10 protein-coding genes are annotated in these 12,846 nt (G+C 60.2%); 1 reads left to right on the top strand and 9 read right to left on the bottom strand.

Features of this window, described 5'->3' with window-relative positions; all coding sequences use genetic code 11:
- Positions 1–89: 89 nt before the first annotated feature.
- From odhB to sdhC, 6 genes are all read right to left on the bottom strand, one after another.
- Complete coding sequence (odhB, locus tag NUH87_RS24875) at positions 90–1,313, bottom strand: 2-oxoglutarate dehydrogenase complex dihydrolipoyllysine-residue succinyltransferase (RefSeq protein ID WP_338523074.1); 1,224 nt, start codon at positions 1,311–1,313, stop codon at positions 90–92.
- Between the two features lie 42 nt (positions 1,314–1,355).
- Entirely contained in the window at positions 1,356–4,187 is a 2,832-nt protein-coding gene (locus tag NUH87_RS24870; RefSeq protein ID WP_338523073.1) for a 2-oxoglutarate dehydrogenase E1 component, read from the bottom strand.
- Between the two features lie 306 nt (positions 4,188–4,493).
- The gene (locus NUH87_RS24865) at positions 4,494–5,198 is read right to left on the bottom strand and encodes a succinate dehydrogenase iron-sulfur subunit (RefSeq protein ID WP_338523072.1); all 705 of its coding nucleotides are present in this window, start codon (positions 5,196–5,198) and stop codon (positions 4,494–4,496) included.
- A gap of 12 nt (positions 5,199–5,210) precedes the next feature.
- Entirely contained in the window at positions 5,211–6,983 is a 1,773-nt protein-coding gene (gene sdhA / locus NUH87_RS24860; RefSeq protein WP_338523071.1) for a succinate dehydrogenase flavoprotein subunit, read from the bottom strand.
- Positions 6,984–6,986: 3 nt separating this feature from the next.
- A complete protein-coding gene (sdhD, locus tag NUH87_RS24855) occupies positions 6,987–7,355 on the bottom strand; it encodes a succinate dehydrogenase, hydrophobic membrane anchor protein (protein WP_103498762.1) in 369 nt (122 codons plus the stop codon).
- Complete coding sequence (gene sdhC / locus NUH87_RS24850; protein ID WP_338523070.1) at positions 7,349–7,723, bottom strand: succinate dehydrogenase, cytochrome b556 subunit; 375 nt, start codon at positions 7,721–7,723, stop codon at positions 7,349–7,351. The genes sdhD and sdhC overlap by 7 nt, the downstream gene beginning before the upstream one ends.
- A gap of 363 nt (positions 7,724–8,086) precedes the next feature.
- Here sdhC and gltA point away from each other — a divergent pair, with 363 nt between their 5' ends.
- The gene (gltA, locus tag NUH87_RS24845; RefSeq protein WP_338523069.1) at positions 8,087–9,376 is read left to right on the top strand and encodes a citrate synthase; all 1,290 of its coding nucleotides are present in this window, start codon (positions 8,087–8,089) and stop codon (positions 9,374–9,376) included.
- 154 nt (positions 9,377–9,530) lie between these two features.
- Here the strand turns inward: gltA and NUH87_RS24840 are convergent, their stop codons facing one another.
- The 3 genes from NUH87_RS24840 to NUH87_RS24830 form a co-directional block, all read right to left on the bottom strand.
- Positions 9,531–11,189, bottom strand: a complete 1,659-nt coding sequence (locus NUH87_RS24840) for a cation acetate symporter (protein WP_338523068.1) — start codon at positions 11,187–11,189, stop codon at positions 9,531–9,533.
- Positions 11,186–11,497 (bottom strand): DUF485 domain-containing protein, encoded by a 312-nt coding sequence (locus NUH87_RS24835; protein ID WP_040065279.1) that lies wholly within the window; start codon positions 11,495–11,497, stop codon positions 11,186–11,188. The genes NUH87_RS24840 and NUH87_RS24835 overlap by 4 nt, the downstream gene beginning before the upstream one ends.
- A 230-nt stretch (positions 11,498–11,727) precedes the next feature.
- Positions 11,728–12,576, bottom strand: coding sequence for a glycine betaine ABC transporter substrate-binding protein (locus NUH87_RS24830; protein WP_338523067.1), 849 nt, complete (start codon positions 12,574–12,576; stop codon positions 11,728–11,730).
- Between the last annotated feature and the right edge of the window lie 270 nt (positions 12,577–12,846).

Raw genomic sequence — 12,846 nt, 5'->3', positions numbered from 1 at the left:
CCGGACGGCCCCTCGTGGGGACCGTCGTGGGACGAAGCTGATCGTTCACACAACGGGCAAGACGCAAGCGCCCTGCCCCTTGGGCGCAATCAGATATCCAGCAGCAGACGAGCCGGGTCTTCCAGCAGGTTCTTGATGGTCACCAGGAAAGACACTGCTTCCTTGCCGTCGATCAGGCGGTGATCGTAGGACAGCGCCAGGTACATCATCGGCAGGATCACCACTTCACCCTTGACCGCCATCGGGCGCTCATTGATGTTGTGCATGCCCAGGATGGCGGCTTGTGGCGGGTTGACGATCGGGGTCGACAGCAGGGAACCGAATGTACCACCGTTGGTGATGGTGAACGTACCGCCGGTCATTTCGTCGATGGACAGCTTGCCGTCACGGGCCTTCTTGCCGAAGGTGGCGATGCCGTTTTCGATCTCGGCCAGGCTCATCAGCTCGGCGTTGCGCAGCACCGGGACCACCAGGCCACGGTCGCTGGACACCGCGACACCGACGTCGGAGTAGCCGTGGTAAACGATGTCGCCGCCGTCGATGGAAGCGTTGACCGCCGGGAAGCGTTTCAGCGCTTCGGTGGCCGCTTTCACGAAGAACGACATGAAGCCCAGGCGCACGCCGTTGTGGGTCTTCTCGAACAGGTCCTTGTACTTCGAACGCAGGTCCATGATCGGCTTCATGTTCACTTCGTTGAAGGTGGTCAGCATCGCCATGTTCGACTGCGCTTCGACCAGGCGCTTGGCCACGGTGGCGCGCACGCGGGTCATCGGCACACGCTTCTCGACGCGGTCGCCGGCGGCGAACACAGGCGCGGCGGCGGCCGGAGCGGCAGCCTTGGCAGGAGCGGCGGCTGGCGCGGCTTTCTTGGCGGCAACAGCAGCCACCACGTCTTCCTTGGTCACGCGACCGCCCTTGCCGGTGCCGGCAACGGAAGCGATGTTGATGCCGTTTTCTTCAGCCAGCTTGCGAGCCGCCGGTGCAGCGACCGGATCGTCTTCGCCAGCAGCGGCAGGCGCGGCAGCCTGGGCAGCAGCCGCTGGAGCGGCGGCGGCAGGTGCAGCGGCGGCAGCGCCGCCTTCAACGATGGAGCCCAGGACTTCGTCGGACAGAACGGTGTCGCCTTCGCCCTTGACGATCGCGCCCAGCACGCCGTCGGCGGTCGCCAGTACTTCCAGGACCACTTTGTCGGTTTCGATGTCGACGATCAGCTCGTCACGCTTGACAGCGTCGCCCGGTTGCTTGTGCCAGGTGGCAACGGTGCCATCGGCAACCGATTCCGGGAAAGTGGGGGCTTTGATCTCGATAGCCATTATCTGTGGTTCCTTAAATTCGGTTTCAGGTGCGCGAAGGCGTTAAACAGTAAAAGCATCTTGCAGCAGTTTTTCCTGCTGCTCAGCGTGCATCGATGCATAACCACAAGCCGGTGCGGCAGAGGCCTCACGGCCGGCGTACTCAAGTACCAGCGACTTGTTGTGACCCGCAACGATACGACGCATGTGATGCTGGCTGCTGTACCAGGCGCCCTGGTTCATCGGCTCTTCCTGACACCAGACGATGTGCTTGAGGTGCTTGTACGGTGCCAGGACTTCGATCAGGTCGTCTTCAGGGAACGGATACAGTTGCTCGATACGCACGATGGCGATGTCGTCACGCTCTTCGGCACGGCGTTTTTCCAGCAGGTCGTAGTAGACCTTGCCGCTGCACAGAATCAGGCGCTGGACCTTTTTCGGATCCAGGGCGTCGATTTCCGGAATAACGGTCTGGAACGAACCTTCGGCCAGCTCTTCCAGCGTGGAAATAGCCAGTTTGTGACGCAGCAGCGACTTCGGTGTCAGCACGATCAGCGGCTTGCGCAGCGGACGGATGACCTGGCGACGCAGCAAGTGGTAGATCTGTGCCGGTGTAGTCGGTACGCAGACCTGGACGTTGTGCTCGGCGCACAACTGCAGGTAGCGTTCCAGACGGGCCGAGGAGTGCTCCGGACCCTGACCTTCATAACCGTGCGGCAGCAGCATGGTCAGGCCGCACAGACGACCCCACTTGTGCTCGCCACTGGTGATGAACTGGTCGACAACCACCTGGGCACCGTTGGCGAAGTCGCCGAACTGGGCTTCCCAGATCACCAGCGCATTCGGCGTGGTGGTCGAGTAGCCGTATTCGAATGCCAGTACCGCTTCTTCCGACAGGAACGAGTCATACAGGTCGAAGCGTGGCTGACCTTCGTACAGGTTCTGCAGCGGAATGTAGGTGCTTGCATCCTTCTGGTTGTGCAGCACGGCATGACGGTGCGAGAACGTACCGCGGCCGATGTCCTGGCCGGTCATGCGAATCGGGTGACCTTCGAACGCCAGGGTCGCGTACGCCATGGTTTCGGCGTAACCCCAGTTGATCGGCAGGCCGCCGGCTTGCATCTTCTGACGGTCTTCGTAGATCTTCGCGACCTGACGCTGGACCACGAAGCCTTCCGGGATCTCCAGCAGCTTGGCGGACAGTTCCTGCAGGGTCTTCAGATCGAAGCGGGTGTCGTGACGTGCGGTCCACGCGTGACCCAGGTATGGGCGCCAGTCGACGAACAACTCCTTGTTCGGTTCCTTGACCAGGCTCTTCACCACGTGCAGACCGTTGTCCAGGGCGCTGCGGTATTCATCGACCTTCGCCTGAACCCGCGCGTCATCCAGCACCTTGGCCTGAACCAGGCGCTCGGCATACAGCTCACGGGTGGTGCGCTGCTTGGTGATCTGCTGATACATCAGCGGCTGGGTACCGCTAGGTTCGTCGGCTTCGTTGTGGCCACGACGACGGTAGCAGACCAGGTCGATCACCACGTCGCGCTTGTACTGCATGCGGTAGTCGACCGCCAGCTGGGTCACGAACAGCACGGCTTCCGGATCATCGCCATTCACATGGAGGATCGGCGCCTGGATCATTTTCGCGACGTCGGTGGCGTACTCGGTGGAACGCGAGTCCAGCGGGTTGCTGATGGTGAAACCGACCTGGTTGTTGATCACGATGTGGATCGTGCCGCCCGTCTTGAAGCCGCGGGTCTGCGACATCTGGAAGGTTTCCATGACCACGCCCTGACCTGCGAATGCAGCGTCACCGTGGAGGGAAATCGGCAGAACCTTGTCACCGCTGGCATCGTTGCGACGGTCCTGGCGGGCACGTACCGAACCCTCGACCACCGGGGAAACGATTTCCAGGTGGGATGGGTTGAACGCCATGGCCAGGTGAACTTCACCGCCGGTGGTCATCACGTTGGACGAGAAGCCCTGGTGGTATTTCACGTCACCGGAGCCCAGCTCGACCTTCTTCTTGCCTTCAAACTCGTCGAACAGCTCACGCGGGTTCTTGCCGAAGGTGTTGACCAGCACGTTCAGGCGACCACGGTGGGCCATGCCGATGACGATTTCCTTGGTGCCGTAGGAGCCGGAACGCTGGATCATCTCGTCCAGCATCGGGATCAGGCTCTCGCCACCTTCCAGGCCGAAACGCTTGGTGCCCGGGTACTTGGTGCCCAGGTACTTTTCCAGGCCTTCGGCGGCGGTGACGCGCTCGAGCAGGTGGCTCTTGATGTCCGCGGAGAAGGTCGGACGGCCGCGCACGCTTTCCAGGCGCTGCTGGAACCAGTGGCGCTGCTCGGAGTCGACGATGTGCGTGAATTCAGCGCCGATGGTGCGGCAATATGTCTGCTGCAACGCTTCGTGAATTTCGCGTAGGCTCGCTTCCTCCTTGCCGATGAACAGGTCGCCGGCACGGAAGGTCGTATCAAGATCGGCATTGGTCAAGCCGTAATGATTGATCGACAGGTCTGCGGGTGCAGGACGCTGCCACAGTCCCAGCGGGTCGAGCTGGGCTGCCTGGTGGCCACGCATCCTGTAGGCCTGGATCAATCGCAGCACTTCAACCTGCTTCTTTTCGTGCTCACTGCTCACGCTGCCGGCGGAAACCGGTTGGGCGCGGCGCTGGTTCTTTGCCAGCAAGACGAAATGATCGCGGATTGTCGAGTGCGAAACATCAGTGGCAGCGTTGCCGTCAGCGGGCAACGTCTGGAATTTGGTGCGCCACTCTTCTGGCACAGCGTTAGGGTCGTGCAGGTAGAGCTCGTAGAGCTCTTCCACATAGGCAGCGTTACCACCTGAAAGATAGCCGCTATTCCACATGCGCTGCATCACGCTTTCTTGCATGCTTGGTCACCCTCGGTTAGGGGACACCATCGGCGAAAACACCGCGCAAGCTTGCAGAAGTCCGAATGCAGCGACAAAAACAAGCCACTTGGGATCACGCTGATAGTCCGGGTACCGGCCCGGATGCCCCTGCTGGTCTCATTTCTTCAAAAATAAGAGCCACAGCTTTATGAGCCGTTGCTCTGGTTATAGCCGGGGCGCGGGTTGAAGCCCACGCCCTGGCCTTTCTACGGTTACAGCGGTGCCACTTTTTACAACAATCGATTACAACAACCGATTTACAACAGCCGGGTTACAGCCGCTGAATCACACGCCGCTTTGCAGCAGCATGTTACGGATGTGACCGATAGCCTTGGTCGGATTCAGGCCCTTCGGACATACGTTGACGCAGTTCATGATCCCGCGGCAGCGGAAGACGCTGAACGGGTCATCCAGCGAAGCCAGACGCTCGGTGGTCTTGGTGTCACGGCTGTCTGCCAGGAAGCGGTACGCTTGCAGCAGGGCGGCCGGGCCCAGGAACTTGTCCGGGTTCCACCAGAAGGACGGGCAGGAGGTCGAGCAGCAGGCGCACAGGATGCACTCGTACAGACCGTCCAGCTTCTCGCGCTCTTCCGGAGACTGCAGACGCTCGATGGCCGGGGCCGGCGTGTCGTTCTGCAGGAATGGCTTCACCTTCTCGTATTGCTTGTAGAAGATGCTCATATCGACGACCAAGTCACGGATCACCGGCAAACCTGGCAGCGGACGCACCACCAGCTTGTTGCCCTTGACCACCGAGGACAGCGGCGTGATGCACGCCAGGCCGTTCTTGCCGTTGATGTTCATGCCATCGGAACCGCACACGCCTTCACGGCAGGAGCGACGATAGGAGAAACCTTCGTCCTGCTCTTTGATCAGGGCCAGTACGTCCAGCACCATCAAGTCCTTGCCACCGGTGTCGACCTGGAAAACCTGGGTTTTCGGCGCGGAATCGGTGTCAGGGTTGTAACGATAAACTTCGACTTGCAACATATCGATTACCCCTTAGTAAGTCCGGACTTTTGGTTCGAAAGTCGGAACGGTCTTCGGCGAGAAGTTAACGGCACGCTTGGTCACACGCTTCTCACCCGGGAAGAACAGGGTATGGCACAGCCAGTTTTCGTCGTCGCGCTCTTCAAAGTCTTCACGGGCGTGAGCACCGCGGGACTCTTTGCGATGCTCGGCGGCAATCGCGGTGGCTTCCGCCACTTCCAGCAGGTTTTGCAGCTCAAGGGCTTCGATACGCGCGGTATTGAAGGCCTGGGACTTGTCGTTGATCTTGACGTTGGCGATACGCTCGCGCAGGCCAGCCAACTGGGCGATACCCTTCTGCATGTATTCGCCGGTACGGAATACACCGAAGTAGTTCTGCATGCAGCTTTGCAGCTCGCGACGCAGGGTGGCGACGTCTTCGCCGTCGGTGCGCTCGTTGAGCTTGGCCAGACGGTTCAGCGCCACATCGATGTCGGTGTCGCTGGCGTTGCGGTATTCGATACCTTCGGACAGCGCCTTTTCCAGGTGCAGGCCGGCCGCACGGCCGAAGACCACCAGGTCGAGCAGCGAGTTGCCGCCCAGGCGGTTGGCACCGTGAACCGATACGCAAGCCACTTCACCGACCGCGAACAGGCCAGGAATGATGGTGTCGACGCCGTTGGCGTCCTGGGTGATCGCCTGACCATGGATGTTGGTGGCAACGCCGCCCATCATGTAGTGGCAGGTTGGAACGACCGGAACCGGAGCAACCACCGGATCGACGTGGGCGAAGGTCTTGGACAGTTCGCAGATGCCTGGCAGGCGGCTGTGCAGCACTTCCTCGCCGAGGTGGTCGAGTTTGAGCAGCACGTGGTCGCCGTTCGGGCCACAGCCGTTGCCGGCAATGATTTCCTTGACCATGGAACGGGCAACCACGTCGCGGCCAGCCAGGTCCTTGGCGTTCGGAGCATAACGCTCCATGAAACGCTCGCCGTGCTTGTTGATCAGGTAACCGCCTTCACCGCGGCAACCTTCGGTGACCAGTACACCGGCGCCGGCGATGCCGGTCGGGTGGAACTGCCACATCTCGATGTCTTGCACCGGTACGCCGGCACGCAAGGCCATGCCGATACCGTCACCGGTGTTGATCAGGGCGTTGGTGGTGGACGAGTAGATACGACCTGCACCGCCGGTCGCCAGTACGGTGGCGTTGGCGCGGATGTAGGAAGTTTCACCGGTTTCGATGCAGATCGCGATCACACCGACGAATGCGCCGTCCTGGTTCTTCACCAGGTCAACCGCGTAGTACTCGTTCAGGAAGGTGGTGCCCGCCTTCAGGTTGCCCTGATAGAGGGTGTGCAGCAGGGCGTGACCGGTACGGTCGGAAGCCGCGCAGGTACGTGCCGCCTGGCCGCCCTTGCCGAAGTCCTTGGACTGGCCGCCGAACGGACGCTGGTAGATGCGACCGGTTTCGGTGCGGGAGAACGGCAGACCCATGTGGTCCAGTTCGAAGACCGCAGCCGGGCCTTCCTGACACATGTATTCGATAGCGTCCTGGTCACCGATGTAGTCGGAACCCTTGACGGTATCGTACATGTGCCAGCGCCAGTCGTCGTTCGGGTCGGCCGACGCGATGGCGCAGGTGATGCCGCCCTGGGCCGACACCGTGTGCGAACGGGTCGGGAACACCTTGGTGATCACTGCGGTCTTGTGACCGCCCTGGGCCAGTTGCAGCGCGGCGCGCATGCCGGCACCGCCGCCGCCAATGATGATGGCGTCGAAAGAAATCGTTGGAATGTTAGCCATGAATCAGATACCCCAGAGAATCTGCACACCCCAGACGAAGTACGCGAACATCGCAACGCCGCACACTGCCTGGAAAAGGAAACGCACCGCTGTCGCGGACTTGCCCAGCGCCATCGGCGTCAGGTAGTCGGTCGAAATGGTCCACATGCCGACCCAGGCGTGAGCGCCCAGGGCCACCAGGGCCAACAGACTGAAGATGCGCATCCCGTTGTGAGCGAACAGGCCGTGCCATTGGGCGTAGCCCAGGCCCGGATTCGCCACGACGTATCCGATCAGGAAAATGAAATAAGCCGCGAGAACGACTGCGGATACGCGCTGCGCCATCCAGTCGTAGAGGCCCGAACGCGATAGGTTCGTAACGCTGGTTACCATATCCAAACTCCCGCCAGAACGATCAGCACCACGGAAATGGCGATGACGATTTTAGAGCCCAGTTTCCCGCCTTCCAGCGTTTCACCGATGCCCATATCCATGATCAGATGGCGTACGCCAGCCACCATGTGATACAGCAAGGCGGACAGAAGTCCCCATCCAACGAACTTGGCCAGAGGGCTGGTCAAGCACGCCTTCACCTCGGCGAAGCCTTCCTCGGAACCCAGGGATTTGCTCAATGCGTACAGCATGAAGCCAAGGCCCAGGAAAAGGATGATGCCGGATACACGGTGAAGAAACGACGTAACGCCGGTTATGGGGAGTTTGATGGTCCTTAGGTCTAGGTTTACAGGTCGTTGGCTTTTCACGGCTTTTTTTTCACTGATGAGCCCTAACGATCAGGGCAAAGTTGTTGGGCAAGTGCACTGGTCAGGTACCCACCACCCAGGGAGTGACGACCCCCAGTAAAACAGGCCCAAAAGCCCCTGGCGGTCGGCTGCCGAGTATAGACAGTTAGGCTACTAATGACAACGCAAAGGACTACCCCTAATGGTGCATTGCGTTAGCGGGATAAAAGGCGTAAATAGCCGTCAATTTCGAGGAAAAGCTCCGCCCGAAGCCGCCTACAACAAGACTTTTGGCAAATTGACATTCGAATTTATCTCACTATAGTGGTGCGGGCCCTGCGTGGGGGGCCTGTCTGATGATTTCAAGCATAAATAGGAGGCCACATGGCTGACAAAAAAGCGCAGTTGATCATCGAGGGCGCAGCCCCCGTCGAGCTGCCCATTTTAACCGGCACCGTTGGTCCCGATGTAATCGACGTGCGGGGCCTGACGGCCACGGGCCGGTTCACATTCGACCCTGGCTTCATGTCGACCGCTTCCTGCGAGTCGAAGATCACCTATATCGACGGCGATAACGGCATCCTGCTGCACCGCGGCTACCCGATCGAGCAACTCGCCGAGAAATCGGACTACCTGGAAACCTGCTACCTGCTGCTCAACGGCGAACTGCCGACCACGGAGCAGAAGGCCCAGTTCGTCAGCACCGTGAAGAACCACACCATGGTGCACGAGCAGTTGAAGAGCTTCTTCAACGGCTTCCGTCGCGACGCCCACCCGATGGCCGTCATGTGCGGCGTAGTCGGCGCCCTGTCGGCCTTCTACCACGACTCGCTGGACATCAATAACGCCCAGCACCGCGAGATTTCCGCCATTCGCCTGGTCGCCAAGATGCCGACCCTGGCCGCGATGGTGTACAAGTACTCCATGGGCCAACCCATGATGTACCCGCGCAACGACCTGTCGTACGCGGAAAACTTCCTGCACATGATGTTCAACACCCCGTGCGAGATCAAACCGATCAGCCCGGTGCTCGCCAAGGCCATGGACCGGATCTTCATCCTCCATGCCGACCACGAGCAGAACGCTTCGACCTCCACCGTGCGCCTGGCGGGCTCTTCGGGTGCCAACCCGTTCGCCTGTATCGCCGCCGGTATCGCCGCACTCTGGGGCCCTGCCCACGGCGGTGCCAACGAAGCGGTATTGACCATGCTCGATGAAATCGGCGATGTCTCGAACATCGACAAGTTCATCGCCAAGGCCAAGGACAAGAACGATCCGTTCAAGTTGATGGGCTTCGGTCACCGGGTCTACAAGAACCGCGACCCACGCGCCACCGTGATGAAGCAGACCTGCGACGAAGTGCTCAAAGAGCTGGGCATCAAAAACGATCCACAGTTGGAACTGGCCATGCGTCTCGAAGAGATCGCCCTGACCGATCCGTACTTCATCGAGCGCTCGCTGTACCCGAACGTCGACTTCTACTCGGGGATCATCCTCAAGGCAATCGGCATTCCAACCAGCATGTTCACCGTGATCTTCGCCCTGGCGCGGACCGTGGGCTGGATCTCCCACTGGAAGGAAATGCTCTCCAGCCCGTACAAGATCGGCCGTCCGCGCCAGCTGTACACCGGCTACGAGTCGCGTGACATCACCAAGCTGGAAGACCGCAAGTAAGGTTTGCCTCGCGGTAACGCCTTAGCTGCAGCTGAAACGGCCTCTTGATAGAGGCCGTTTCTGTTTGTGCAGAGCCTGTTACGCAGCCCAATAAAAAATGCCCCGATCTCTCGACCGGGGCATTTCGTTTCAGCGCAGCTTATATAGACAACCCTTAGTGGGGAACCGCCCCGCTCGCCCCCAGGCCCGTCTGCGAACGCACGAACTGCGGGAAGAACAGCGCCCGCTCGTTCTCGGCCGCCGTCGACTTGTCGGTGATGGAGAAGAACCAGATCCCGACGAAGGCAATGGCCATCGAGAACAGCGCCGGATACTCATACGGGAAAATGGCTTTCTCGTGATGCATGATCTGCACCCAGATAGTCGGGCCAAGGATCATCAGCCCCACCGCACTGACCAACCCCATCCAGCCACCGATCATCGCCCCCCGGGTGGTCAGCTTCTTCCAGTACATGGAAAGCAGCAGCACCGGGAAGTTGCAACTGGCGGCAATGGAGAACGCCAGGCCGACCATGAACGCGATGTTCTGGCTTTCGAACAGGATGCCCAGGACGATCGCCAACACGCCGAGGAGGATGGTGGTGATCTTCGAGACGCGGATCTCATCCTTTTCGTTGGCCTTGCCCCTCTTAATCACGTTGGCATACAGGTCATGGGACACCGCCGACGCACCGGCCAGGGTCAGACCGGAGACCACCGCCAGGATGGTGGCAAAGGCCACGGCCGAGATAAAGCCGAGGAAGACGCTGCCACCCACCGCATTGGCCAGGTGCACTGCTGCCATGTTGTTACCGCCGAGCAACGCGCCCGCGGCATCCTTGAACGCCGGATTGGTGCTCACCAGCAGGATCGCGCCAAAACCGATGATAAAGGTCAGGATGTAGAAGTAGCCGATGAAACCGGTGGCGTACAACACGCTCTTGCGCGCTTCCTTGGCATCGCTCACGGTGAAGAAGCGCATCAGGATGTGCGGCAGGCCGGCGGTGCCGAACATCAGTGCCAGGCCCAGGGAGAAGGCCGAGACCGGATCCTTGACCAGGCCACCGGGACTCATGATCGCCTCACCCTTGGGGTGAACCTTGATCGCTTCGGCAAACAGCATGTTGAAGTCGAAGTTGACGTGCTTCATCACCATCAGCGCCATGAATGAAGCACCGGACAGCAACAACACCGCCTTGATGATCTGCACCCAGGTGGTGGCCAGCATGCCGCCGAACAGCACATAGAGGCACATCAGGACCCCCACCAGGATCACCGCCACGTAGTAGTCCAGGCCAAACAGCAGCTGGATCAGCTTGCCGGCGCCGACCATCTGGGCGATCAGGTAGAACGCTACCACCACCAGCGAACCGCAGGCCGACAGCGAGCGGATCTGGGTTTGCCCGAGGCGATAGGAGGCGACGTCGGCAAAGGTGTACTTGCCCAGGTTGCGCAGGCGCTCGGCGATCAGGAACAGAATGATCGGCCAGCCCACCAGGAAGCCGATGGAGTAGATCAGGCCGTCGTAGCCCGAGGCGTAGACCAGCGCGGAAATCCCCAGGAAGGATGCCGCCGACATGTAGTCGCCGGCAATCGCCAGGCCGTTCTGGAAACCGGTGATCCTGCCACCCGCGGCATAGTAGTCGGCCGCCGAACGGTTGTGCTTGGCAGCCCAGTAGGTGATGCCCAGGGTTGCGCCGACGAACACCACGAACATCGCAATGGCCGACACGTTGAGAGGTTGCTTGTGCACTTCGCCGGTCAGGGCGTCAGCCGCCAGGACCAGGGGCGCGAAGGCCGAAGCGGCCAATACCGCCAATAGACGTCGGATCATTGCCGGGCCTCCTTGAGAATCTCGTTGTTCAGGTCGTCGAACTCGCCATTGGCGCGACGCACATAGATGGCCGTCAGGACGAACGCCGAGACGATCAATCCGACACCCAACGGGATGCCCCAGGTAATGGAAGAGCCAGGGCTGATTTTCGCGCCCAGGATCTGTGGTCCATAGGCGATCAGCAGGATGAAAGCCGAGTAAAGCCCGAGCATGATCGCCGAGAGTATCCAGGCGAAGCGTTCCCGTTTCCTGACCAGCTCCTTGAAGCGGGGGCTGTTTTGAATCGAGAGGTAAATGCTGTCGTTCATTGTTTTTATCCTCGCAGCACAGATGAGTTGGAACGTATTCCACTTTAGGCGGCTATCGAACGGATTCCAGACGACCTTAGTATTAGAACGACATTACCTTTTCGCCAGTTTTTGGCCGAACAAACCCTTCTTCATTGTAGGAGCAACGGCGGTGCCTGGGCGCCAGATGCAAAAAAGCCGCATGACGTGATGTCATGCGGCTTTTTCAGGGTATTACAGCGACGGGAGGGTTACTGGGTCCACTCAGCCACGCGGTCCGGGTGCTTGGCGACCCAATCCTTGGCCGCGGCATCCGGCTTGGCGCCGTCCTGGATGGCCAGCATGACTTCGCCGATCTCATCCTTGGACGACCACTGGAACTTCTTCAGGAACGCCGCCACTTCCGGCGCCTTCGTCGCGAGCTCCTTGCTGCCGATGCTGTTGACGGTCTCGGCCGCGCCGTAGACGCCTTTCGGGTCTTCCAGGAAGCGCAGTTTCCACTTGGCGAACATCCAGTGCGGCACCCAACCGGTCACGGCAATGGATTCTTTCTTCTCTTCGGCACGGGTCAACTCGGCGATCATCGCCGCACCCGAACTGGCTTGCAGTTTGTAGTCCAGGCCGTAGTCCTTGATCGCCTGGTCGGTCTTGAGCATCACGCCCGAGCCCGCATCGATGCCGACGATCTTGTTCTTGAAGGTGGTGTCGGTTTTCAGATCGGCGACGGATTTGGCCTGGACATACTCAGGCACGATCAGGCCGATCTTGGCATCCTTGAAGTTGGGACCGTAGTCGACCACCTTGTCCTTGTTCTTGGCCCAGTACTCGCCGTGGGTCACCGGCAGCCAGGCCGAGAGCATGGCATCGAGCTTGCCGGTGGCAACGCCCTGCCACATGATCCCGGTCGCCACGGCCTGCAGCTTCACGTCGTAACCCAACTTCTGCTTGATCACCTCGGCCGCCACGTTGGTGGTGGCAACGCTGTCGGACCAGCCATCGACATAACCGATGGTCACTTCCTTGGCCGCGGCACTCACCTGGGCGGAGCCGATTGCAAGCGCCAGAACGGCACCTGCACCTAAGAGTCGTCGCATCTTCATCGTTACTTCCCCGAAATGCTGCACCCGACGACTGCCGGGCGACGTCAACGTATTGTTATGGTGCACAGCGCCCCCATCACGCCTCATCGCCAAACCCGTTCGATCATCAGCGGAGTACTGACGCCCTGATCATCAACCTGACTCACCCATCGACCTGCTCTGACAGCGACCTCAAGACAGCGAGAAACGACATCAGAACGCCAGTAATCGGGGGGCCTGAGAATGCCCCTCATTTGTTGCGCCCGAACTTTGCATGACAAAATACTGCGC

The organism is Pseudomonas batumici, from assembly GCF_036585405.1.
Lineage (GTDB): Bacteria > Pseudomonadota > Gammaproteobacteria > Pseudomonadales > Pseudomonadaceae > Aquipseudomonas > Aquipseudomonas batumici.
This window is presented reverse-complemented; position numbering and strand designations above follow the sequence as displayed.

What these genes read in the sequence shown, in the direction of transcription:
- sdhA (WP_338523071.1), bottom strand. Translation starts at nt 6,983, where the DNA reads ATGGCTAACATTCCAACGATTTCTTTCGACGCCATCATCATTGGCGGC.
- sdhD (WP_103498762.1), bottom strand. Translation starts at nt 7,355, where the DNA reads ATGGTAACCAGCGTTACGAACCTATCGCGTTCGGGCCTCTACGACTGG.
- odhB (WP_338523074.1), bottom strand. Translation starts at nt 1,313, where the DNA reads ATGGCTATCGAGATCAAAGCCCCCACTTTCCCGGAATCGGTTGCCGAT.
- NUH87_RS24835 (WP_040065279.1), bottom strand. Translation starts at nt 11,497, where the DNA reads ATGAACGACAGCATTTACCTCTCGATTCAAAACAGCCCCCGCTTCAAG.
- NUH87_RS24865 (WP_338523072.1), bottom strand. Translation starts at nt 5,198, where the DNA reads ATGTTGCAAGTCGAAGTTTATCGTTACAACCCTGACACCGATTCCGCG.
- NUH87_RS24830 (WP_338523067.1), bottom strand. Translation starts at nt 12,576, where the DNA reads ATGAAGATGCGACGACTCTTAGGTGCAGGTGCCGTTCTGGCGCTTGCA.
- NUH87_RS24870 (WP_338523073.1), bottom strand. Translation starts at nt 4,187, where the DNA reads ATGCAAGAAAGCGTGATGCAGCGCATGTGGAATAGCGGCTATCTTTCA.
- NUH87_RS24840 (WP_338523068.1), bottom strand. Translation starts at nt 11,189, where the DNA reads ATGATCCGACGTCTATTGGCGGTATTGGCCGCTTCGGCCTTCGCGCCC.
- gltA (WP_338523069.1), top strand. Translation starts at nt 8,087, where the DNA reads ATGGCTGACAAAAAAGCGCAGTTGATCATCGAGGGCGCAGCCCCCGTC.